Annotated in this window: 20 protein-coding genes; 12 read left to right on the top strand and 8 right to left on the bottom strand. The window is 68.2% G+C overall.

Going from position 1 to position 23,423, the window contains the following annotated elements; translation table 11 throughout:
- Nucleotides 1–115: 115 nt before the first annotated feature.
- Nucleotides 116–2,893, bottom strand: coding sequence for an alanine--tRNA ligase (gene alaS / locus MUH00_RS07515; RefSeq protein WP_247003480.1), 2,778 nt, complete (start codon nt 2,891–2,893; stop codon nt 116–118).
- 301 nt (nt 2,894–3,194) lie between these two features.
- On the opposite strand from alaS, the gene MUH00_RS07520 reads away from it, so the two are divergent.
- The 3 genes from MUH00_RS07520 to MUH00_RS07530 all read left to right on the top strand — a co-directional run bounded on the left by MUH00_RS07520 (nt 3,195) and on the right by MUH00_RS07530 (nt 6,167).
- Entirely contained in the window at nt 3,195–3,845 is a 651-nt protein-coding gene (locus tag MUH00_RS07520; protein ID WP_247003916.1) for a hypothetical protein, read from the top strand.
- The gene (locus tag MUH00_RS07525; protein WP_247003481.1) at nt 3,842–4,522 is read left to right on the top strand and encodes a hypothetical protein; all 681 of its coding nucleotides are present in this window, start codon (nt 3,842–3,844) and stop codon (nt 4,520–4,522) included. The genes MUH00_RS07520 and MUH00_RS07525 overlap by 4 nt, the downstream gene beginning before the upstream one ends.
- 139 nt (nt 4,523–4,661) lie before the next feature.
- Nucleotides 4,662–6,167 (top strand): ATP-binding protein, encoded by a 1,506-nt coding sequence (locus tag MUH00_RS07530; protein ID WP_247003482.1) that lies wholly within the window; start codon nt 4,662–4,664, stop codon nt 6,165–6,167.
- A gap of 1 nt (nt 6,168) precedes the next feature.
- Here the strand turns inward: MUH00_RS07530 and MUH00_RS07535 are convergent, their stop codons facing one another.
- Nucleotides 6,169–7,158, bottom strand: a complete 990-nt coding sequence (locus tag MUH00_RS07535) for a replication factor C small subunit (protein WP_247003483.1) — start codon at nt 7,156–7,158, stop codon at nt 6,169–6,171.
- Between the two features lie 203 nt (nt 7,159–7,361).
- Here MUH00_RS07535 and MUH00_RS07540 point away from each other — a divergent pair, with 203 nt between their 5' ends.
- The 4 genes from MUH00_RS07540 to MUH00_RS07555 all read left to right on the top strand — a co-directional run bounded on the left by MUH00_RS07540 (nt 7,362) and on the right by MUH00_RS07555 (nt 10,751).
- Nucleotides 7,362–8,441, top strand: a complete 1,080-nt coding sequence (locus MUH00_RS07540; RefSeq protein WP_247003484.1) for a DUF8173 domain-containing protein — start codon at nt 7,362–7,364, stop codon at nt 8,439–8,441.
- A 296-nt stretch (nt 8,442–8,737) separates the two neighbouring features.
- Complete coding sequence (samp2, locus tag MUH00_RS07545) at nt 8,738–8,956, top strand: ubiquitin-like small modifier protein SAMP2 (RefSeq protein ID WP_247003485.1); 219 nt, start codon at nt 8,738–8,740, stop codon at nt 8,954–8,956.
- Between the two features lie 74 nt (nt 8,957–9,030).
- Entirely contained in the window at nt 9,031–10,275 is a 1,245-nt protein-coding gene (glyA, locus tag MUH00_RS07550; protein ID WP_247003486.1) for a serine hydroxymethyltransferase, read from the top strand.
- A 116-nt stretch (nt 10,276–10,391) separates the two neighbouring features.
- Nucleotides 10,392–10,751, top strand: coding sequence for a nuclear transport factor 2 family protein (locus tag MUH00_RS07555; protein WP_247003487.1), 360 nt, complete (start codon nt 10,392–10,394; stop codon nt 10,749–10,751).
- 129 nt (nt 10,752–10,880) lie between these two features.
- On the opposite strand, the gene MUH00_RS07560 is transcribed toward MUH00_RS07555, so the two are convergent.
- The 4 genes from MUH00_RS07560 to solA form a co-directional block, all read right to left on the bottom strand.
- Nucleotides 10,881–12,506, bottom strand: coding sequence for a BCCT family transporter (locus MUH00_RS07560; RefSeq protein ID WP_247003488.1), 1,626 nt, complete (start codon nt 12,504–12,506; stop codon nt 10,881–10,883).
- A 245-nt stretch (nt 12,507–12,751) separates the two neighbouring features.
- Nucleotides 12,752–13,978, bottom strand: coding sequence for a threonine ammonia-lyase (gene ilvA / locus MUH00_RS07565; RefSeq protein ID WP_247003489.1), 1,227 nt, complete (start codon nt 13,976–13,978; stop codon nt 12,752–12,754).
- A 6-nt stretch (nt 13,979–13,984) separates the two neighbouring features.
- Complete coding sequence (locus MUH00_RS07570; protein ID WP_247003490.1) at nt 13,985–16,501, bottom strand: GcvT family protein; 2,517 nt, start codon at nt 16,499–16,501, stop codon at nt 13,985–13,987.
- 209 nt (nt 16,502–16,710) lie between these two features.
- A complete protein-coding gene (gene solA / locus MUH00_RS07575; RefSeq protein ID WP_247003491.1) occupies nt 16,711–17,856 on the bottom strand; it encodes an N-methyl-L-tryptophan oxidase in 1,146 nt (381 codons plus the stop codon).
- 329 nt (nt 17,857–18,185) lie between these two features.
- Here solA and MUH00_RS07580 point away from each other — a divergent pair, with 329 nt between their 5' ends.
- Together MUH00_RS07580 and MUH00_RS07585 are read left to right on the top strand one after the other, a co-directional pair.
- Entirely contained in the window at nt 18,186–19,379 is a 1,194-nt protein-coding gene (locus MUH00_RS07580; RefSeq protein ID WP_247003492.1) for an aromatic ring-hydroxylating oxygenase subunit alpha, read from the top strand.
- 23 nt (nt 19,380–19,402) lie between these two features.
- Nucleotides 19,403–19,777 carry a hypothetical protein gene (locus tag MUH00_RS07585; RefSeq protein ID WP_247003493.1) on the top strand — a complete coding sequence of 125 codons (375 nt, stop codon included), beginning with the start codon at nt 19,403–19,405 and terminating at the stop codon, nt 19,775–19,777.
- 40 nt (nt 19,778–19,817) lie between these two features.
- Here MUH00_RS07585 and MUH00_RS07590 read toward each other — a convergent pair whose 3' ends face one another.
- Entirely contained in the window at nt 19,818–20,462 is a 645-nt protein-coding gene (locus MUH00_RS07590; protein WP_247003494.1) for a helix-turn-helix domain-containing protein, read from the bottom strand.
- Nucleotides 20,463–20,692: 230 nt separating this feature from the next.
- On the opposite strand from MUH00_RS07590, the gene MUH00_RS07595 reads away from it, so the two are divergent.
- From MUH00_RS07595 to MUH00_RS07605, 3 genes are all read left to right on the top strand, one after another.
- Nucleotides 20,693–20,869: a hypothetical protein gene (locus MUH00_RS07595; RefSeq protein ID WP_247003495.1), complete on the top strand. Its 177-nt coding sequence runs from the start codon at nt 20,693–20,695 to the stop codon at nt 20,867–20,869.
- An 8-nt stretch (nt 20,870–20,877) separates the two neighbouring features.
- Nucleotides 20,878–21,321 (top strand): GNAT family N-acetyltransferase, encoded by a 444-nt coding sequence (locus MUH00_RS07600; RefSeq protein WP_247003496.1) that lies wholly within the window; start codon nt 20,878–20,880, stop codon nt 21,319–21,321.
- Nucleotides 21,322–21,423: 102 nt separating this feature from the next.
- Nucleotides 21,424–21,720, top strand: coding sequence for a hypothetical protein (locus MUH00_RS07605; RefSeq protein WP_247003497.1), 297 nt, complete (start codon nt 21,424–21,426; stop codon nt 21,718–21,720).
- A 259-nt stretch (nt 21,721–21,979) separates the two neighbouring features.
- On the opposite strand, the gene MUH00_RS07610 is transcribed toward MUH00_RS07605, so the two are convergent.
- Nucleotides 21,980–23,326 (bottom strand): tryptophanase, encoded by a 1,347-nt coding sequence (locus MUH00_RS07610; RefSeq protein WP_247003498.1) that lies wholly within the window; start codon nt 23,324–23,326, stop codon nt 21,980–21,982.
- Between the last annotated feature and the right edge of the window lie 97 nt (nt 23,327–23,423).

Consider the following 23,423-nt stretch of genomic DNA (forward strand, 5'->3'; position numbering starts at 1 on the left):
AATACCAGCGGGTTCGCGGTCGATCGGGAGCGTCGACCCCGACGGCGGGCGGCGCGATCGCTCGGCGGTCGAACGGGCGGAGAGAAACCTGGCGGCCGGTCGGAGTGGCGGCCGATCAGGCGTTCAGCACGTTCTGCAACACATCCGGCGCGTCGTCGAGTGCGTCGTCAAGCGCGTCGGCGTCTGGACCGCCACCCTGGGCGAAGTCCGGCGGGCCGCCGCCGCCGCCGCCGACCTTCCGGGCGAGTTCGCCGACGACCTCGCCGGCGTTGACGCCGACGCCGTCGGGCACCGCAACGACGAACTGCGCGCCGCTCTCGCCGCTTCCGAGCACGGCGATCTTGCCGTCCTCGACGAGGGCGTTCGCGGTCGCTCGAAGTTCGTCCATGTCGGCGTCGATCCGATCGACGATCGCCGTCGCGTCGCCGACGTCGACCTCCTCGCCGCCGCCACCGCCGCCGGCGCGCGCCGCAGCGAGCTGTTCTTTCAGGTCCTCGATCCGCTTGCCGCGGTCCTTCCACTCCTCGAAGAACCGTTCGGCGGTCTCGGGAACGTTCTCGGGGGAGACGTCGAGGACGTCGGCCGCCGCGTAGAGGGCGTCCTCCGTGCGCTGGGTCGATTCGAGGGCGGCCTCGCCCGCCGCGAAGACGATCCGTTCGACGCCGTCCTGGACGCGCTCCGTGTTGAGCACCTTGATGGTGCCGATCTCGCCGGTTCGGGCGACGTGGGTGCCGCCACACGCTTGCACGTCCTCGTCGACGTGGATCAGCCGGATCTGCTCGCCCGGCGGGATGCCGCCCTGGTAGAGGTCGAAACCGTACTCGGCCTCGGCGTCGTGGCGATCGGGCCACTCCTGGCTCACCGCGGTGTTGTCCATCACGATCTCGTTTGCGACGCGTTCGATCTCCTTGACGGCCGCGCGATCGATGCGATCGTAGTGGCGGAGGTCGATCCGCGAGGAGTCGACGCCCTTCTGGGCGCCGGCCTGGCGGACGTGCTCGCCGAGCACGGTGCGTGCGGAGTGCATGATGATGTGCGTCGCCGTGTGGTGGCGCATGAGCTGGCGCCGGCGCGCGGCGTCGACCTGGCCGTTGACGAACTCGCCCTTGCCGGGGTGGTCGTCGGTGCGGTGGAGGATCACGCCGTCCTCGATCTGGACGTCAGAAACCTCGACGGTGGTGTCGTCGGTCGAGAGCGTTCCCGTGTCGGCGGGCTGACCGCCGCCCTCGGGGTAGAACATCGTCTGGTCTAAGACGACGTCGTAGCCGTCCTCGCGTTCGAAGACGTCGAGGACGACCGCCTCGAACTGGGTTCGCTGCTGGTCGTCGTAGTAGAGCTTCTCGGTCTCGGGGAGGTCCTCGAACCGCTCCTCCGCGTCGCCGGTGGACTCCTCGGCCGCTTCGACGGTGTCGTGGCGCTGGGCGACCAGGCTGTAGAAGTCGTCCGGAACGTCGACCTCGGCGCCGACGTCGTCGGCGATCTCGGCGACCATATCGGGCTGGATGCCGTGGGAGTCGTAGAGTTCGATCAGCTCCTCCGTCGGAACGGGTTCGCCCTTCTTCGCGTACTCCTCGGCCAGGCTCTCGACCCGGCGGCCGCCGCGTTCGAGCGTCTCGCGGTACTTCTCGACTTCGGTGCGGACGATGTCGCGGATCGTATCGCGGTTCTCGTACTCCAGGCGCTCGGCCTGCATGTCGACGAGTTCGTCCAGCGGTGCGTCGACGCCGACGTTGTCACACAGCCGCTTGGTTCGGCGGAGGACCATCCGCGCGAGGTAGCCCGTCCCGACGTTCGAGGGGACGATGCCGTCGCCGAACATGTACGCCAGCGTCCGGCAGTGGTCGGCGATCGCGTAGATGTCCTCCAGTGGTTCGACCAGTCGGCGGAGTTCGTCGGTATCGACGCCGAGTTCGGCCGCGAGATCGTCGCGAGCCGCCTCGACATCGTCGACGTCGTCGATGTCGAGCTGACCCGACAGGCGCGCGGCGCGGTTGACGAGTTCCGTCTCCTCGTCGGTGTAGTCGATCCCCGCGTTGTCCCTGAGGAAGTCGATCATGTCGGGGTAGATCGCCTCGTAGACCGTCGCCGTGCCCTGGCTCATCCAGGTCCACCGCTCGAGCCCGTAGCCCGTGTCGACGATGTACGTGTCCATGTAGGAGTAGCGGTTCCCGTCCTTGAGCTCGTACTCGCCTTCGGGGTCTTGCTCCATGCACATGAAGACGAGGGTCGCCAACTCCAGCCCGCGGTAGATGACCTCGATCGCGGGGCCGGCGTTACCGCCGCCGACCCACGGATCTTCGATGTAGGTGACCTCGGTGATGTCGGCGCCCATCGAGTCCAGCAGTTCGTCGCAGAGTTCGACGGTCCGATCCTTCCAGTACACCTCGCCGTGGTAGGCGTACTCGTCCTCGGGGACGTCCTCGCGCGTGTTGAAGGCGTGGTGGGCCATCATCTCGAAGGCCATCGTGTGCCGGCCCGTCTTGCCGACGTTGTCGATGTCCTGCATCCGGATGCAGGGCTGAGAGATCGTCAGCGGATTGGCCGGCGGCGGCGTCTTGCCGCTGGTCACCAGCGGCTGGAAGTCGTAGATCGACGCCTGGGTGAGCAGGACGTCGTCGCGCCAGCGGTTCGCCGCGACGGGGTAGGGATCGATCCGCTCGTGGCCGTGCTCCTCGAAAAAGGAGAGGAAGGCCTCGCGCATCTCCTCCAGGCTGTACTCCTCCTCGAAGCCGGGGTTCCCGATGAAGTCGTACTCCGCACACGGCGGCTCGCCGCAGGTCTCCCGGTCCCGATCGCGCGTCCAGAAGTGCGCGCCACACTCGACGCACTCCTTGCGCTCGAATCCTTCCGACTCGAAGTACTCGAGTCGGTACTCCTCCGCCAGTTCGCTCATTACACGTGCATTGACCGCGCAGCGGGTAAAACAGTTCCGCAACGTTCAGAAGCACCCCGACAGCCGCGTGATTCCCGACGGAACCGTTCTCGGCCGATCGCCGCTCCGACCCGAATCCTGCGGCGCCGGACCGGGCGCGATCCTGTACCAGAACGGAAGACGTAATAATGTGCACCTAATTGACGTATCTACGAATGGTGGGGTTCAATCGAAACCGTGTGGCCGAACGAACGAGACGGCAGCCGCGCCCGAGTCGGTCGCCGGGACGCCGACCGGCGACCCGCCGAGGTATCGCGTGACGATGCCGACGAGACGGACGCTCCTCCGAAAGGCCGGCGTGATGGGGATCGGAACGGCGATCGGGGTCGCCACGTTGCCGTCGCCGCCCGAATCAACGACGACTGGCGGCACGGTCGAGGGCGCCGGGCCGTCGGCCGTCGTCACGCCGTGGGACGACGAGGTGATCGGCGACGAGAACGACGCGCCGATCGCGCGGTATCAGTACCGACCCCGCCGCGGCGGCGAGTTCGCCCCGACCGCCCCGGTCAACGTCGTTCTCCTTCCCGATCGCGGCAGGCTCGAGCGCGTAATGGGGGTGCTGGAGAACGCGGGCTGGCTGCGCAACGTCGAAGAGTACACCCGATACGCGTGGGACAGCGAGACGGCGCGGTACGTTCGCCAGCAGGCGTCGGCGGCCGAAACCTACTACGGAACCAGCGGCCGCCGCCACGTCCGGTGCTGGGCGTTCGACGGCGTCGTCTCGATGCAGGCCCACGAAGATACGGGCGCGAGACCGAAACACGGGATCGCCTCGTACGAACGCGGCCGCGAGACGGTGGAAACGCTCTACGCCGCCGACGGGTGGTCCGTCTCGCCGGGGGCGATCGATCTGGACAACGCCAAGGCGCCGGACCACGACGGGGTCGCGACGGTCATCGCGGAGGCGCCGTGAGCACCGACCGCCGGCTCATCGAGTGGCCGGACGGCCCCGCGATCCTCGAGAACCCGCTGATCGGCCTCGATCGGCGGCGAACGACGATCGCGATCGCGTACGTACTCGCCGTCGTCGGCCTGTTCGCGGCCAGTTACGCCGGCGGCGCGGTCGTGATCGACGGTACCCCGCTCGACACGGCGCGGCCGAGTTTCGATACGATCAGCGCCGTACTCATCGCGCTCGCAACGGCAACGATGCTCGTCGTTCCGCTGGGGTACGCGGCCTGGAACGGCGGGCCGGCGTTGTCGTTCGCGCTCCCGCTGGTCCCGGTGCTCCTCGCCGACGCCGCCACCGGCCGGTACGTGCTCGATCTCGACGTCTCGATCGCGCTCACCGTGGGCGCGGCCGCGTGTGCGCTCGCGGTGCTTTCGACCGACGTTCGACGGCGAGGAACCTACCGTCCCTGGCGCTACCGGTCGATCGACGAGAACGCGGTGCTGTTCGTCACCGCCGCGACGATCGTCGCCGGCGTCGGCGTGCGCCGGTTTCTCGTCACCGCTCCGGCGCACGCCCGCGAATGGTACCTCCCCTACGGCGCGTGCTGGCTCGTCCCGGTCGGGATTCTCGTCGCCTACTGGTACGGGCTCGGGACGAGCGTTGCGAACCGGACGGGTCGGCAGTCGCCCGATCGGTGACGGCGGCGGAATCGGCCGCCGTTCGCGGGTGACGATCGACGATCGGGCCGCACCGATCCGGCCGAGTCGCCCGGTGAACCAACCAGTAGCTTTTTCACACAGTTCGACAGCCGTACGTGACGACCCGCGTTCACACCCCATGACCGTCATCGTCCTGTACGTCGCAGCCACCGGCGCCGACGCGAGTCGCGGGGCCGGCGACCTCGAGCGGAGCGCGTCCGGCGTTTCGGCCGTCCCGGCCGTCTCCCTCGAAGCGATCCGCGATCGCGCGCCCGCCGCCGACTGCGTCGTCTTCGCGGAGACGCCGACGACCGCCGACGGCGCGCATCTGCTCGACGTGATCGACGCCTGCGGCGAAACGCCGCTGGTGCTCTACGCCGACGCGGCCTACGCTCCGACGGCCGCGCGAGCGACCGCCGGCATCGACGGCTACGTCCGTCGCGACGGCGATCGATCGACGGTCCACCTCGCCGACGAGATCCGCTGGATCGCTCGCGGTCCCGCCCCCGCAGACGAGCCGACCGCGCTTCCGAGCGCGCCGAGCGACGCCGGCGACCGCTCCGGAGCGAACGACGGGGCCGCTTCGGCGGACGCCCGGCTCTCGTCGCTCCTCGAGGCGGTTCCCGATCCCGCGGTTCGGTACGCGATCGTCGACGGCGAAGCGATTGTCCGGGACGTCAACGCCGCGTTCGAAACCGTCTTCGACGAAGACGCCCCGGCGCTCCGGGGAACGCGACTCGCGGACCACCACGCGCTCGACGCCGTCGAGACGGGCGATCGGACGAGCGCCGATCGAGGGGACGACGGGCCGTCGCGTGCGTTCGTCCGGTGCGGGACGCCGGAGGGACGGCGAGACTTCCTCGTAACCGTCGCGACGTGCGAGCGCGAGGACCGCGCCGTCGGCGTCGCGACGTTCAGGGACGTCACCGATCGCAAACGCCGCGAGCGAGCGCTCTCCGCCCAGCGGGCGCGGCTCGAGGCGTTCGAACGGATCGTCAACCAGGAACTGCGCAACCGACTCAACCTCGCACAAGGATACCTGGCGGCCGCACGAGAGACGGGCGATCCCGACCACGCCGCGGAGGTCGAAATCGCACACGACCGCCTCGCCGAGTCGATCGACGCGCTCCTGAAACTCTCCCGGCGGCGGGGCGTGATCGCGACCGTCGAGCCGGTCGCGCTCCACGATCTGGCCAGACGAGCCTGGGCGCGCCTCGACGACGACGACCGGGACGGACGGCTGCTACACGTCGCCGAGGATCGACTCCTCGAAGCCGACAAGGAGCGGCTCACCGACGCCCTCGAGCACCTCTTTCGAAGCGCCGAACCGGCGGACGAGGGGCCGGTCACGCTCCGCGTCGGCGCGACGCCGAACGGATTCTTCGTCGCCGACGACGTTCCCGGTCCGGACGCCGATCGGGAACGACTCCTCGAACCCGGCGCCGACCGCGCCGATCGGTGCGGCTACGGCTACGGGATCGTCACCCGAATCGCCGAGGCCCACGGCTGGTCGGTTTCGATCAACGAGCGCGCCGCGGGCGGGACGCGCGTCGAGTTCGTCGGCGTCGAAACGGACGACGACTGGCTGTTCTCCGACTCGACCCGCGATCCGGCGCTCGATCGGATCCGAAACGTCGAAAACTAACTCACTCGCTTTCGAGCGCCAGCGAGGCCAGCAGCGCCTCGAGTTGCAGTCGCTCGTTCGCCCCCTCCGTGATCCGGTAGTCGGCCTCGCCCAGCCGTTCGAGCAGGCGCACCGTCGCTGGCTCCGGGATGTCGAACTGCCACGCGGAGCGATGCAGTTGGTCGATCACGTCGCCGCCGGCGAGGCCGCGATCGGTCAGCAGATCCTCGAGCGCGGCGCGCGCGGCGGTGAAGTCGCCGTCGATGGCGTGCTCGACCATCTCCTCGACCTCCTCGGGGCGGGCGGTCGAGGTGAGCGCGAAGACCGTCTCCTCGTCGACGGTTTCGCCCATGACGGCCGCGGCCTGGAGGCCGTTGATCGCCTTTCGCATGTCGCCGTCGGCCGCGTAGACCAGCGCGTCGACGCCGTCGTCGGTCACGTCGATCCCCTCGTTCTCGGCGATCTCGCGAACCTGCGCCTCGACGGCCTCCACGGAGAGTTCGGTGAAGCGGAAGACCGCACACCGCGATTGGATCGGATCGATGATCTGGCTGGAGTAGTTACACGAGAGGATGAAGCGGGTGTTGTTCGAGAACTGCTCCATCGTCCGGCGGAGCGCGGACTGGGCGTCGCTGGTCAGCGCGTCGGCCTCGTCCAGAAAGATGATCCGGTGGTCGTAGCCGCCGAACGACGATCGAGCGAAGTCCTTGATGCGATCGCGAACGACGTCGATCCCGCGCTGGTCGGAGGCGTTGAGTTCGAGGAAGTTCTCCCGCCAGTCGTCGCCGTAAAGCTCCCGCGCGACGGCCTGTGACGCGGTCGTCTTCCCCGTCCCGGCCGGCCCCGCGAACATGAGGTGCGGCAGGTCGTCCCGCTCGACGTACCGCTGCAGTCTCGGAATGATATTCTCGTGGCCCTTGATCTCGTCGAGCCGCTCCGGGCGGTACTTCTCGATCCAGACCTCGGTCCTGCCGGGGGTCGGCTCCGCCGCCTGGTCGTCGGCCTCGCTCATACCGATCGCAAGGGGCGGCCCGCAGATAAATCGCCCGAAGGCCACCGCCGGGGCCGGGCGGAAACGGGGCTATCGGATCGTTCGAGGGGGCGCGAGCGACCGATCGCGAGGTGACGATTACGGCGGATCCGATCGCCTCGGCCGACTCCTCCGTCGTGGGAACTAGGTGACAGTTATTGGGTCCTGGGAGTCGTACGATCGGTATGGAACGCATTCCACTCTCGCGAACGCAGTTGGTCGTCGTCGCCGTCCTCGCCGTCGTGGTGCTCGGGACGGTCCCGATCGGGGCCGTCGCCCAGTCCGAGCGACAGGCCGGCGGCACGATCGTCGTCGAGGAGGGCGAGACGGTCGACGAAATCGAGGCGTTCGCCGGGAACGTGATCGTCCGCGGGACCGTCACCGGCGACGTCAGCGCGTTCGCGGGCAACGTCCACGTCGAGGGCGAGGTCCGCGGCGACGTCGAAGCCGCCGCGGGGAACGTCGAGATCACCGGGACCGTCGACGGGGACGTCAGCGCCGGCGCCGGCAACCTCGTCGTCGGCGAGGGCGCGGTGATCGGCGGCTCGCTCGACGCCGGCGCCGGCACCGTCACGATCGACGGCACGATCGAGGGCGACGCGGAGATCGGCGCGGAGACGATCCGCCTCGGCGAGACCGCGTCGATCCAGGGCGACCTCCGCTACGGCGGCACGCTCGAAGGGAACACCGACGCGGTCGCCGGCCAGATCACGGAGGACTCGCGGGTCGGCGTCGGGGTCTGGCCGACGCTCCAGCCGATCACCGAGTGGGTGTTCGTGGCCTACGCGTTCGTCATGAACCTGCTGCTCGGCGCCGTCTTGCTCGCCGTCTTCCCACGGTTCTCCGACGGGGTCGTCCGGCGCGTCGCGACCAACCCGGTCAGGACCGGCCTCGCGGGCCTCGGCGTCCTCGTCGGCGTGCCGATCCTGCTGATCGCGATCGCGATCACGGTACTCGGCATTCCGATCAGCGTGCTCGGCGCGTTCGCGTTCGCGCTCGTCGTCTGGATCGGCGTCGTCTACGGCCGGTTCGCCGTCGCCGCGTGGCTGCTTTCCGCCGCCGGCGTCGAGAACCGCTGGCTCGCGCTCGTCGTCGGCCTGCTCGGCGGCGCGCTCCTCGCGCGGATACCGATCGTCGGCGGCCTGCTCAACCTCCTACTTCTCCTGCTCGGACTGGGAGCGCTCTCGCTCGGGCTGGTCGCCCACCGGCGGCACACCCGAGCGTCGCCCGCGCCGGCCCAGCCCGACGGCTCGGCGGCGGAGTGACCGGGCGCTCCGATCGGGCTACGGCCCGCCGATTGCGAGCGTCGATCGCGGTTCTCGCTCGTACCTCCGCGGTTCTCGCTTTCTTCGTTTGCTCCCGGGTCACTTCGTTGCTCACGGGTCGCTGCGCTTTTCGCGGGTCACTTCGTTCCCCGCTCGAATTCGCGGCCCGTCGGACCGCGCACTCCCCGTTCGCTTCTCGCGGTTCGTTCCACTCACCGCTCGCTTTACCGCGGTTCTCACTCGCTACGCTCGTTCCGAACCGCGCTCCTCAAGTTCGTTCCCTCGTAAGATCGCCCATGCAGGTCACCGTCGACGTCAAGGGCGAGGACACCCACGAGTTCGATCTCGACTCCCTGAGCGCCGGCGAGGCGACGCCGACGTACGCGGACCTCCTCCGCGAAGTCGACCTCAGCCCGCACGAGGTGAGCGTCCTCGTCGACGGCCGCCCCGTCCCGGAGGACCAGCCGGTCGAGAGCGAGCACGTCACCGTGTTGCGGCTGATCAAAGGCGGCTGACGAGATCGCCGACTTTTGAACGGGTCGATCACCTGCGACGAAGCTACTTGGAGGACGTTCTCGATGATCGCGGTATGTCAAATCACCTCACGGAGGTGGACCCGGCTGTCGCGGATGCCGTCGATCGAGAACGCGAGCGCCAGGAGTCGACCCTCGGGATGATCGCCTCGGAGAACCACGTCTCCGAAGCCGTCCTGGCGGCCCAGGGAACGGCGTTAACCAACAAGTACGCCGAGGGCTATCCCGGCGCGCGCTACTACGGCGGCTGCGAGCACGTCGACGAGGTCGAGCGACTCGCGATCGAGCGGGCGACGGAGCTCTGGGGCGCGGACCACGTCAACGTCCAACCGCACTCCGGAACGCAGGCCAACATGGGAGTCTACTTCGCCGCGATCGAACCGGGCGACACCATCCTCTCGCTCGATCTGACCCACGGCGGCCACCTCAGCCACGGCCACCACGTCAACTTCTCCGGGCAACTCTACGCGGTCGAACAGTACGAGGTCGATCCCGAGACGGGGTACGTCGACTACGACGCGCTCGCCGAGCAGGCCCGCGAGGTCGACCCCGACCTCGTCGTCAGCGGTTCCTCGGCCTACCCGCGCGAGTTCGACTGGGAGCGCATCGGTGCGATCGCCGACGAGGTCGACGCATACCACCTCGCTGACATCGCCCACGTTACGGGCCTCGTCGCCGCGGGCGTACACGCCAGTCCCGTCGGGCACGCCGATTTCGTCACCGGGAGCACCCACAAGACCATCCGGGCCGGCCGGGGCGGGATCATCATGTGCGAGGAGGCGTACGCGGACGACGTCGACAGCGCGGTGTTCCCCGGCAGCCAGGGCGGGCCGCTGTTGCACAACGTCGCCGGAAAGGCGGTCGGATTCGCGGAGGCGCTGACGCCCGACTTCGAGGCGTACGCCGAACGGGTCGTCGACAACGCGTCCGCGCTGGCCGACGTCCTGCGCGAGCGCGGGCTGTCGCTGGTCTCCGACGGGACCGACAAGCACCTCGTCCTCGTCGATCTCCGGGACTCGCACCCGGACCTCACCGGGGCCGACGCCGAAGCCGCGCTCTCCGACGTCGGGATCGTCGTCAACAAGAACACGGTTCCGGGGGAGACGCGATCGCCGTTCGTCACCAGCGGCGTCCGCATCGGGACGCCCGCGCTGACGACGCGCGGGTTCGGCCCCGAGGAGATCGAGACGGTCGGCCACCTCGTCGCCGACGTGATCGACGCTCCCGACGACGGCACGACGCGCGATCGGGCGTCCGACGCGGTCGACGACCTCTGCGAGTCGTTTCCGGTTTACGAGTAGTCGACCCGGCACGACTTGCGCCGCTCACCGATCCGGCGAACCGACAGAACCGTTATTATCGATCGTGTTGAACCCTCGACAGACTCGCCGGCCGCGGATCCGGCGGGAGGGTACACATGTCCACGAGCACGACGAGAGAAGACGTACTGGATCACCACCTCGACGCCTTCGAGAACCAGGATCTCGAGGCGGTCATGGAGGACTACACGGACGACTCGACGGTCGTCACCAACATGGGAACGTTCCGCGGGCTGGACGAGATCGAGGGGCTGTTCGCGACCCTGTTCGAGGAGTTCGACCACCCCGACGCGTCGATCGCGATGGAGCAACAGCTCGTCGAGGACGAGTTCGGCTACATCGTCTGGCGCGCCGAATCGGGCGAGAACGTCTACGAGTTCGCGACCGACACGTTCCACATCCCCGAGGACACGATCGAGTTCCAGACGTTCGCGGGGAAGGTCGCGCCGAAGGAGTGACCGCGTCGATCGAGGGTCGAACGGCGAGCGGATCGAACGTTCCGTTTTCGGTCGCGTGAAGCCGCGGTAACGCCCCGCGAGTCGACGGTCGGTAGACGCGAGGGTGCCGCCGGGACGGCGATCGACGGCTCAATCGTCGTCCGGAGCGCTGTCCACGCCGACGACGTCGCCGGTGCCGGGCACCTCCACGCCGTCTTCCTCTCGGAGGAACAGCGAGCGTTCGGTGCCGAACGCGAGACCCATCGACGCGACGGCGAGGAGGGCGATGACCGAGAACGGGCCGCCGGTGATGATCGCAGCCGCCCGAAGCGCGTCGACGCCGCCGGTGACCATCAGCAGCGACGCGAGTGCGCCGATGAGGAAGCCCCAAATGACGCGGTTGATCGTCGAGGGGCGTTCGGCGCCGCCGGTGGTGAGCATCCCGAGCGCCAACGTCGAGGAGTCGGCCGACGTGACGAGGAAGGTCGTGACGAGCACGAGGAACAACACCGTCAACACTCCGCCGAGGGGCAGCGCCTCGAACAGCGGGTAGCCGGACCCGGCCTCGCCGAGTTCGCCGACCACGGTGAGGATGTCGGCCCGGCCGGTCTCCTGCAGGAAGATCGCCGTTCCGCCCATGGTGGCGAACCACGGGATCGTGACGCCGGTCGAGGCGACGACGCCCGTGACGGCGACCTGTCGCACCGTCCGGCCGCGCGAGATGCGGGCGATGAACAGCCCGACGAACGGCGTCCAGGAGAACCACCACGCCCAGTAGAAGACCGTCCAGTTGCCGACCCACTCGGCGACGCCGCCGCCGACGCTCTCCGCGGCGCCGGTGTAGAAGCTCATCGTGACGAACTGGTTCAAGTAGGCGCCGAGCGCCTCCGTTCCGACGGACGTGATGTACGTCGTCGGACCGAGGACGAACGTCGCGACGGTCACCACGGCGAACAGCCCCATGTTGAAGTACGAGAGCCGACGGATCCCCTTTCGAACGCCGAGCGCGACCGAGATCGTGAAGGCGACGGTGAGCCCGGTGATCACCGCCACCGTGCCCGCGTCGCCGACGCTCGCGCCGGTCATCCACTCGACGCCGACGAGGAACTGGTTGCCCACCAGCCCCAGCGTCGTCGCGACGCCGCCGATCGTCGCGAACACCGCGAGCACGTCGACGAGCTTCGCGATCGGCCCGTCGAGGTTCTCGATCCCGATCCAGGGGGCCAGAACCGTCGAGATGCGCATCGGCGCGTCGTGGCGGTAGGCGTAGTACGCGATCGGCAGCGCCACGACCACGTAGGCGGTCCACGCGGAGATACCCCAGTGGAAGAACGTGTACTGGATCGCTCCGACGGCGGCCGACGACGACTGCGATTCCGCACCGATGAACGGCGAGACGGCGTCGTAGTGGAAGATCGCCTCGGCCGGCCCCCAGAACACGATACCGGCGGCGATTCCCGCCGAGTACAGCATCGCGAAGTACGCGAGGAAGGTGAACTCCGGTTCCTCGTCGTCGTCGCCGAGTTTGATGTTCCCCCACGGGCCGAAGATGAGGAACGCGACGAAGACGACGAGGACGAACATGGCGAGCAGGTACCACCACCCGAGCGCCGTCCACAAGAATTTGTTCGCCCTGTTCATGTATTTGGACGCGGTTGCCGGTCTGAGTACGAACGCGAGTACCGCGACGGCCGCGACGGCGAACCCGGCGCCGAAGACGACGGTGTCGAGTTCGTCCGTAAAGGTTCGTAGCGTGTTGTGTCTGGTGTCGTCCATTGTCGGTCACCGTGCGCGTCGTGGTCTACTCCCGTGGATTCGGCCGATCGATCGCCGTCGCGCGACGCAGTCACCCGCCGACGGATCGCCCCTCGTCCGACGGGTACTCGTGGTACGGGAACTCATGCCAATAGTTGGCAAAGTCCCCCATCAGTGTTCATCTTAATCATCGGCGACCCTTTTAAGTGGACGTCTCGCGGAGACGGGCTGGGCCGGTTATCGTCGATGCGTCCGGTTCGGAGCGGTCACGCGTTGACGTGTCTGACCTCGTACCCGTGGCCGCGGATCGACCGAATGATCGCGCGAGCCTGGCTCGCGCCGCTGGTCTCGATCTGGAAGACGAGGTGCGCCTCCCCGACGTCGAGTTCCGGGGCCGATCGATCGTGGCGGATGGTCTGGATGTTGGCGTTGTGCTCGGCGATGACCCCCGAGATCTCCTCCATCTTTCCGGGCCGGTCGTCGATGCGAACGCGCAACCGCAACAGCTGTTCCCGATCGGTCAGCGCGTGGACGAGCACCGTCTGGAGCATCGTCATGTCGAGGTTGCCGCCGCAGAGCAGCGGCATCACCGTCTCGCCCGCCACGTCCAGTTCCTCGCTGATGATCGCGGCGACCGAGGCCGCACCGGCGCCCTCGACGACCTGCTTCGCCCGCTCGAGCAGGAGGAGGATCGCCCGGGCGATCTCGCCGTCGGTGACCGTCACCACCTCGTCGACGTGCGCCTGGATGTGCGAGAGCGTCAGCTCCGAGATGCCGCCCGTCGCGATGCCGTCGGCGATCGTCTTCACCGACTCGAGGGCGACCGGATCGCCCTTCTGAAGGCTATCGGGAACGGTCGCCGCCCCGGCCGCCTGGACGCCGACGACGCGCGTCTCCGGCGACAGTTCGGCGAACGCGGTCGCGATCCCGGAGATGAGGCCGCCGCCGCCGATCGGGACGACGATCGTGTCGACGTCGGGCAGGTCCTCGTACATCTCGATCCCGAGGGTACCCTGCCCGGCGACGATGGCGGGGTCGTCGTAGGCGTGGACGAACGTCGTCTCGTCGTCGACGAGGCTGCGGGCGTGGCGCATCGCCTCCCGAAAGTCGCTCCCGACGAGTTCGACGTCGGCGCCGTAGCCCCGGGTCGCGTCGACCTTCGCCTGCGGCGCTCCCTTCGGCATCACGATGGTGGAGTCGACACCGAGTTTCGTCGCCGCGAGCGCGACGCCCTGGGCGTGGTTGCCCGCGCTGGCCGCGACCACCCGATCCGTCTCGTCGGCGCACTGGGCGATCTTGTTGTAGGCGCCGCGCGGTTTGAACGAGCCGGTCCACTGCAGGTGCTCCATCTTGAGGTGGACCTCGCCGTCGGTCAGGTCGTCGAGCGACGTGCTCCGCTCGACCGGCGTGTGCTTGACGACCGACTCATCGTCGAGTCGCTCCCGCGCGACCTCGACGTCATCGAACTCGATGGTACTGCGCTTCCGGTTCATCGCGGATCAGCGGAGCATCTTCTCCCGATCGGGATCGAACAGCGGCTCGTCCCGGACCGTCGCGGGGTACCGATCGTTCTCGTAGCCCAGTTCGACCTCGCGGCCGGCCTCGGCCTCGTCGGCCGGCAGGTAGGCGTACGCGATCCCCGCGTCGATCGTGTAGCCGTACTCCGCGCGGGCCACGTACCCGAGCGCCTCGTCGCCGTCGGGATCGAACACCGGGTGGCCGGCGTCGACGAGGGCGCCGGGTTCGTCGAGCGTGATCGGGGTGATCTTCCGATCGATCCCCTCGTCGCGGGCCTCAACCAGCGCCTCCTTGCCGAGGAACTCCGTCTCGAGGTCGACGGCGAAGCCGATGCCCGCCTCGTAGGGGTCGTACTCCGGCGTGAGATCGGTCCCCCACAGCCGGAACCCCTTCTCCAGGCTCGTCGAGGCGAGGGCCGCCCACCCCATCGGGACGATCCCGTACGCCTCGCCGGCGTCCTCGATCGTCTCCCAGAGGCGCGCGCCGTACTCCGTCGGGGTGTAGATCTCCCACCCGAGTTCGCCCGCGTACGAGAGGCGGAGTGCGGTCACCGGCAGGCTCTCGAGGTACGTCTCTCGGGCCGTGTAGAACGGGAACGCGTCGTTCGAGAGGTCGGCTTCGACCAGCGGCGCCAACACGTTCCGTGCCTCGGGGCCGAAGACGCCCACGCCGCAGAGACTCGAGTCGTGCGTCGTCACCGAGACGGAGCCGTCGCTCGGCGCGTGCTCGCGGATCCACCGCGAGTGCAGCGTCGCGGAGTTGCCGCCACCCGTGTAGAGCACGAACCGATCGTCCGCGAACCGGGCGATCGTCACGTCCGCGAGGACGCCGCCGTCCTCGTTGCACATCGCCGCATAGCGCATCCGTCCCGGCGAGACATTGACGTCGTTGGTCAGGAGCCCCTGGAGGAACCCGACTGCGCCGTCGCCCGTCACCTCGATCCCGGTGTAGGTGGTCATGTCGACCATCGCCACGCGATCGCGGACCGCGTGGTGTTCGACGCCCTGGGCCTTCGACCAGTTCCGATCGAGCCACGCCGGCCGATCGGGTACGTCGTACTCCTCCAGCAGCGACTCATTCGTTTCGTACCACTGGGGGACCTCCCAACCGCCCGCGTCGTAGAACTCCGCGCCGAGTTCCGCCTGGCGATCGTAGAACGGGCTCCGCCTGAGCGCCCGCTGGTCCCGCGGCTGCTCGCGCGGGTGGATCAGCTGGTAGACCTCCTGATACTGCTGTGCGCCGCGACCCCAGGTGTACTCGCGCGATCCGGCGTGGGGCTGAAACCGCGACAGGTGGGCCGGCGTCGCGTCGACGCGATCGCCGTCGAGCCGCGGGACGCCGTCTTCCATCCAGTGGGCGACGATGTTCCCCGCGCCGCCGGACTGGGTGACCCAGATCGCCAGCGCCCACCAGAGGCCGTCGATGTCCTCCGTCGGCCCCAGGATCGGCATTCCGTCCGGGGTGAAACAGAACATGCCGTTGATCGCCGACTCGAACTCGGCGTCCCGCAGCGACGGGATGAGTTCGCAGGCCGCGTCGGAGGCCGTCTGCTCGTGATCGGGGTGGGTGTTCTCGTAGAAGTGCTCGGCCGTGAACTCCCGCAGCGAGGGGTACTCGAGGCCCAGGTCGTCGAGTTTCTCCGGGCCGTAGATATCCGCGGGATCGACGAGCAGCGGCTCGTGGTTGTACGAGCCGATCCCGTACCGCTCGCCGTGCTGACGGAAGTACAGCGACCGGTCCTGGTGGCGCAGGATCGGCTGTTCGATCTCCCGGCTCGCGCCGGCGAGTTCCGGCAGTTCGTCGGAGACGAGGTACTGGTGGGCGCACGGAACCAGCGGGATATCGACGCCGACCATCTCGCCGAACAGCGGCCCCCAGATGTTGGTCGCGACGAGCACCTCGTCGGCCGCGATCCGGCCGCGATCGGTGACGACGGCCTCGATCTCGCCGTCGTTCGTCTCGAGGTCCGTCACGGTCGTCTCGCCGTAGAACTCGGCGCCCACCGCCCGGGCGCGCTCGGCCATCGCCGCCGAGGCGTCGACCGCGTGGGCCTTGCCGTCGGTCGGGACGTAGTAGCCGCCTCGGACGACCGACTCGTCCACCTGCGGGACGCGGTCGGCGACTTCGGCGGGCGAGAGCAGGGCCCCACCCTCGATGCCGTAGGACCGTCCCCACTCGCGCTTTCGCTTCAGGAGGTCCCAGCGATCCGCGGTGTACGCGACCTCGATGCCGCCGCACGTCCGAAACCCGTCGAGGTCCTCGTACAGCTCCCGCGTGTACGACGCCATCCGCGTCATCAGCTTACAGCCCGACGTCTGGAACACCAGTCCCGGGGCGTGCGAAGTTGATCCGCCGGTCTCGAACAACGGCCCCTGGTCGACGACGACGACGTCCTCCCGGCCGAGTCGGGTCAGGTGGTAGGCGGCGCTACAGCCGACGCAGCCGGCGCCGACGACGACGGTTCCTGCCGTATCGGGAATCGCGTTCCCTGTGCTCATATGACACAGGTACTGCCAGCCGATCGGGCATAGCTATCCGGGTGCATAATCTGTGGCGTATAACACGACGCCGCGATCGGAAGGAGCTGCGGACGGATCGAAGCCCGCGATCTGACGGCCCGAGAGCGCGGACTGGAAGTGCTGGCTGAGAGCGGATCGAACCGTCCGCGGTCGCGTCGGTGCGAGCCCGCTTTCGCGCCCGCTCGGGTCTACTCGTCGAACCGATCGAGTCGGAACATCTCGATCGGGTGGTCCGTCTCGCCGTCGATCGCGAGGTCGGCGAGGATCTCGCCGATCACGCTGGCGAACTTGAAGCCGTGGCCGGAAAAGCCGGCGCCGACGGCCACCTGCGGGTGATCCGGCAGCGTATCGAGGATGAAGTGCTCGTCCGGCGAGTTCGTGAACATGCAGGTGGCGAGTCGCATCGTCGGCCCGTTCGCGTCGGGGAAGTACCGCCGCGTGACTTCCCGGAGCACGCGCTCGTCCTCGATCGTCGGTTCCGTCTCGTAAGCGTCCGGGTCGACCCGCTCGTCCCGGTGGTGGTACTTCCCGAGTTTCATCCCCGGAACGTCGTAGATCGGCAGCCCGTAGAACCGTCCCTCCTCGACCTTCAGATTCCAGACCGGGAAGTTCTCGGGGGCGAACGTCGACGGACGATCGGGCTGGAACCAGCCAAGTACCTGCCGCTCTGGAACCGCGAGGCCGTCGAGCGCATCGGCGAGCTTGTAGTTCCACGCGCCCGCGGCGAGCACGAGCGCGTCGGCCTCGTAGCTGCCGCGATCGGTTTCGACGCGGACGCCCTCGTCGGGCGTCGGCTTCCAGTCGACGACGCGCTCGCGGGCGCGCACCTCCGCGCCGGCGGCTTGCGCCGCCTCGGCGTGACCGACGATCGACTGCTCGGGGACGACGAACCCGCCGTCGGGCTGGTACACCGCCATGTGGCCGTCGGGGAGTCGATAGCCCGGGAACCGCTGGGTGACCTCCTCGCTCGCGAGCACCTCGTGGGGGATGTCGTACTCCTCGCAGGAGCGGCGCGAGCCCTCGAAGACGACGTTGCCCTCGGGTCCGGCGTCGATCGACCCCGTCCGGTGGATCACCTCGCGTCCCGTTTCGATCGCGAGATCCTTCCAGAGGTCGTACGCCCGCTCGATGAGGGGAATGTACGAGGGGTGCTCGTAGTAGGCTCGGCGGATGATCCGCGTGATGCCGTGCGAGGATCCCTTCGTGTGCGGAACGTCGTACCGTTCGAGGCCCAGGACGTCGATTCCGCGCGCGGCCAGGTGGTACGTCGTCGCGCTTCCCATCCCGCCGACGCCGACGACGACGGCGTCGTACCGTTCGGAGTCCGTGCTCATACTGCCGCCCGGTTCGATGACGACGTCCATGAGAGTTCGTCTGTCTCACGTCACACCTTTTTGACGCGTCGATCAGGTGTCGAACTCCTCGTCGACGAGTCCCTACCGTGTCGTCGACCGTCGTCGCGATCTCGGCCGATCGGTAGCGAACGGCGAGTCGGCACGCGATCGCGTAACCGAGCGCGGTCGCGATCCGGCCGCGAACGTGGGCCGGGAATCCGAGTCGGATCCCCGGCCGCTCCCGCGGATAACCGCCCGCCGCCACTTATAGGTCCGAACTACCTGCGATCAACCATTATTGAACGGTACGCCATGGCATGACACAGAGCATGACCAGATGGAACAACGGTCTGGACGAGGTAGAGCGAGTCAGTCCCGACATCACCGACGAGACGAACGCGCTTCCGGCGTGGTACTTCACCGATCCGGAGGTCCACGAACTGGAGAAGGAGGCGGTGTTCGGTCGCTACTGGGTGTACGCGGGGCACGCGAACTGCATCCCGGAGACCGGCGACTACTTCACCCGGACGATCGGCGATCGGGAGCTCATCGTGCTCCGGGATCACGACGGCGAGATCCGGGCGTTCTACAACGTCTGCGCCCATCGCGGCTCCGCGATCGTCGAGGACACCCCGATGACCGATCCGGGCAACGCGCGGCGCATCCAGTGTCCGTACCACCTCTGGACCTACGACCTGGACGGCGATCTCGCGAGCACGCCCCGGAGCTTCGAGGAGGCGCGGCTGAACCCCGACCTCGACGACGAGGACGTCCCCGAGCTGGACGCCGAGGACAACTCGCTCATGGCGGTCCACACCGATCGAATCGGCCCGTTCGTCTTCGTGAACCTCGACGACGACCCGATGCCGCTGGCGGAACAGGCCGGGGAGCTGACGGACGAACTCGAGGCGCTCCCGCTCGAGGAGTACCGCCTCGCCCGCCGAATCGTCTCGGAGGTCGAGTGCAACTGGAAGGTCTTCGCCGGCAACTACTCCGAGTGCGACCACTGCCAGGCGAACCACCAGGACTGGGTCAAAGATCTGGAACTCCTCGAGTCCGAACTCGAGGTCGACGACTACCACTGGACCCTCCACTACAAGCACAAGGAGGACGTCGACGACGAGATGCGCATCCACGACGAGCACGAGGCGCAGTTTCACTACTTCTGGCCGAACTTCGCGGTCAACATGTACGGCACCGCCGACGGGTACGGAACCTACCTCGTCGATCCGATCGACGAAGGACGGTTTCAGCTGGTGGCCGACTACTACTTCCGGGAGTCGGAGCTGAGCGAGGAGGAGACGCAGTTCGTCCGAACGAGCAGGCAGCTCCAAGAGGAGGACTTCGAACTGGTCGAGCGCCAGCAGCGCGGGCTGAACACCGGTGCGATCGCGCAGGCGCAACTCGGGCCCAACGAACACACGGTTCACCGGCTCCACCGGCTCGCACAGGAGGCCTACGACGCGTACGCCGACGAGACCGCCGAGGACCGATCGCACGAGGGTGAGGCCTCGGAAGCGTAACCGCCGAAAATCATGCAGTACCCATGACCACCTACCGGCAGCCCCCGTTCGTCGCGATCTGCCCGGACTGCGACGTCGAGTGCGAGACCATGGAGCCGAACGAAGTCGTCGCGTTCTACCGCCGTCACTACCGGCACACGGGACACGACGTGGTAGTGACCCGCGCCGATCCCGACGCCGACCTCGACGACGAGGTGGCGGATCCTGACGACGTCGCGGCGATCGTCGATGCGCTCGACGCGCGGGACGGGGACGAAAACGGCGTCCCGATCGGAATCGTCGTCGCCGCGATGAGCGAGCGAGGCGACACCGTCGGCGAGGCGCTCGGCGCGATCGAGAAGGTGCGACTGACCGGCGCGCTCTACGAGCCCCGCGACGATCACCTCGCCGCGTTCTGAGCGGCGTCGGCAGCGCCGTGGGGCTCCGTCGGTTCCGACGCTACTCCTCGAGCAGCGTCGTCTCGACGAGCTTGCCCGTCCCGCGGCGGATGCGGCCGCCGACGGCCGTCGGCGAGATGTCGAGTCGCTCGGCGAGTTCCTCGAGCGAGGTTTCGCGCGGTTCCTCGAAGTAGCCCTCCTCGTAGGCGCTGACCAGGGCGATCCGCTGTTCGTCGGTCAGATCCGTCGCCCGCCCGTTCGTCCACTCGTCCTGGCGGAACACGCGATGCAAGTCGAACGAGATGTCCCGCCCCTCGCAGTACTCCCACAGCGTGGCGAGCGCCTCTCGATCGGGGAGGTGAAGTCGAACGGTCCAGCCGCGATCGACGCTCTCCGCTTTCAATAGCAACCCGCCGAGTTCGCTGACCGCGGGCGAGATGAGTATCGCCTCGTCGGTGTGTTGCAATCGGTAGATGCGGGTCGAATCGAGGTCGTCGGCGGGCGTCCACTCCGCGACCGTCGGATCGCGACCGAGCGCGTCTTCGAACGACTCGTCGGCGTTCTCGACGAGAAAGAAGAACAGGCCGGTCTCGGGGTCCGTCGTCGAATGCGGGACGACCTCGATGGAAACGCCCGGACACCCCTGAATCGTCGGCGTCAGCGCGAGGTCCGGATGCGCGATGTCGGCGATGACGATCAGGCTCATCGGGTCGTCCCTCTCTCGCGCGAGCGCCGCAGCACCGTTCGTCGGTCGAGCGTCGATCGCCCCCCGAACTCGAGAACCCCGTGTCGGGTACAGCCGTTCTTCCGCCCCATATGGCATCCGCTACCACGAGTCACTCCTTAACCGTTCGGACGATTTTCGGTCTCGAACGCCCGATCGGGACGGTCCAGAAAGCCCGATCGTTTTCCCGGCGGGGATCGTACCGGACACCCATGATCGACACCGTCGGCAAGGTGACCCTCGCGAACGTCCGTCCGGAGCCGGATCCGCTCGCGTTCGACGTTCGCGATCCCGGCGAGATCGCCGTCGTCCCGTCGTCCCGCGACGGCTCGATCCGGGACCGACCGGAAATCGACGCGCTGTTAGCGGACGCGGACCGACTCACCTGACGAGTACGATGCACGTCCGCACCGCGACGATCGACGACGTCCTCGACGTGCGGCGCATCCTCGACGCCGCGATGCTCGAACCGGGCGACGTCGAGGCCCGGATCGCGGAGGGGAACGTCCTCGTCGCCGGCGATCGACGCGGCGGGTCGACCGACGACGAGACGGCGATCGGGGACGGCGGCGGAGACGAAGATGACGAACGGATCCTCGGCGCCGTCGTCCTCGAACCGCGCGAACGGGGCAGCCACGTCTCGGCGATCGGCGTCCGCCGTCGACAGCGCGGCCGCGGTATCGGCCGGCTGTTGATGGAGCGGGCGCTCGAACGAGAGGCGCAGCTCACGGCCCACTTCGACGACGGCGTGCGGCCGTTCTACGAGCGGCTGGGATTCTCGATCGAACCGATCGACGATCGGCGCCACCGAGGCGTCAAGCAACGGGACGGCGGCGCGTGAACGGCGAGGAAACGTCTCGCTCGACCGGGCGCCCGGTACGCACCGGTTTCCGGCATACCCCCGCACGACATTTATCAAACAGAACGTGGTACGGTGGGTCGCATGGCGCTACAACGGATGCTCAGCGGCGATCCCTCGCGGAGTTCGAAACTCTACCTCGCGATCGGCGTCCTCTCGCTCGCGAAGGCGATCGCTGTGCGGAACGACAACGAACGGTTCCGACGGGAGCTGGTCGACGCCGGCCTCTACCTCGGAATCGGACTCGTCCTACGACAGTACAGCCAGATGAAAGCCGAAAAGCGATCGCAACTGGAGTCCCAGCTGCCCGACTGGGTCGCGAGCGGAACCGGAAGCCAGTCATCGGGGCTGCGATCGCGGGCGAAGCGTCGGCTCTCGTGAGTCGACCCCGCCGGTGCTGACGACGGTCGATCGGGCCGAACCTCGCCGGCCGGAGTCGGGTCCGCTCGCGGGCCGTGACCACCGCTTTTCGCGCACTCTGTCGGATCGGTAGATTCGCCGCCGTCGGCCGAGAGGATCGTCGTTTCGTCCGCCTCCCCTCGAATTTCCCGGTCGAACGACGGCGTTCCGCGCCCCGATCGATACGACCGACGGATCGCAACGCGGCGGTCGCCGGCTCGGCTCTCGCAGCCGACGCGAGCTACGACGATATCGGCTCGAGTTCGGCGGTGAAGTGCCGGAGTTCGGGAATCTCGGGGTTCGTCGCGACCCGGAAGCCGGAGACGTCCGATCGCTTCTCGATGACCGCCGCGGCCGCCTCGGCCACGTGCTCGAAGTGGTCTCCGTGGTACATCCGCCGCGGAACCGCGAGGCGGACCAGTTCGGGTCGGTCGGTCTCCGGGAAGGCGAAACTCCCGAGTTCGACCCCGCGGACGCCGCCCTCGCGGTAGAGTTCGCAGACGAATGCTTGGCCCGGGAAGTCGTCGGCGGGGACGTCGGGCAGCGCGGCACCGGCGTCGACGTAGACCGCGTGGCCGCTGGTCGGCGTGACGATCGGGACGCCCGCGTCGGCGAGCAACTGACCGAACTCGCGGATGCCGTCGACCCGATCGGCCACGTAGGCGTCCTCGACGGCCTCGCGCAGCCCCACGGCGAGCGCCGCGACGTCGCGGCCGGCCATCCCGCCGTACGTCGGAAAGCCCTCGTAGAGGATCGTCCGCGGCTTACACCGCTCGAAGAGATCCCGGTCGTCGGTCGCGACGAAGCCGCCCGCGTTGGCCAGCCCGTCCTTTTTGCCGCTCATCACGACGGCGTCGGCGTAGGAGAGCTGTTCGCGGGCGATCTCCGCGATCGAGGCGTCCGCGAACTCGGACTCGCGCTCCCGGACGAAGTAGGCGTTCTCCGCGAACCGGCAGGCGTCGACGACGAAGGTCGCGTCGATCTCCTCCGCGAACTCGCTGACGCGCCGGGTGTTCTCGACGCTGACCGGCTGGCCCGCCGCCGAGTTGTTCGTGATCGTCAGGATCACCAGCGGCACCCGATCCCGACCGACCTCGTCGACGAATTCCCGTGCGCGATCGATCGAGAAGTTCCCCTTGAACGGCGCCTCCGAATCGCGATCGTGGGCCGCGTCGGTCGGACAGTCGACCGGCTCCGCGCCCTGGTTCGCGACGTGGGCGCGCGTGGTGTCGAAGTGGGTGTTGTTCAGGGCGACGTCGCCCTCCGAAAGCACGGTCCCGTAGAGGACGTTCTCCGCGCCCCGTCCCTGGTGGGTCGGGAGCACGTACTCGAACCCCATAACGTCCGCGACCGCTGACCGAAGCTCTTCGAAGCTCCGCGAGCCGGCGTACGCCTCGTCGCCGCGGATCAGTGCGGCCCACTGGGCGTCGCTCATCGCGCCCGTCCCGCTGTCGGTCAGCAGGTCGACGTACACCTCCTCGGCGGGGATGTTGAAGACGTTGTACCCGGCTTCCGAGAGGGTGCGTTCGCGTCGCTCTCGCGACGGGAGTTCGATCCGTTCGACGACTTTCGATCGGTACGCGACCATACGACCAGTCGGACGGCCAGGTAGTTCAAATCGAGCGAGAGTAGCTGTCTATCGGTGCCGGGTTCGGGCCGCCGAGGGCCTCTCACCGGCGCCAACG

The sequence above is a fragment of the Halosolutus gelatinilyticus genome, assembly GCF_023028105.1.
Lineage (GTDB): Archaea > Halobacteriota > Halobacteria > Halobacteriales > Natrialbaceae > Halosolutus > Halosolutus gelatinilyticus.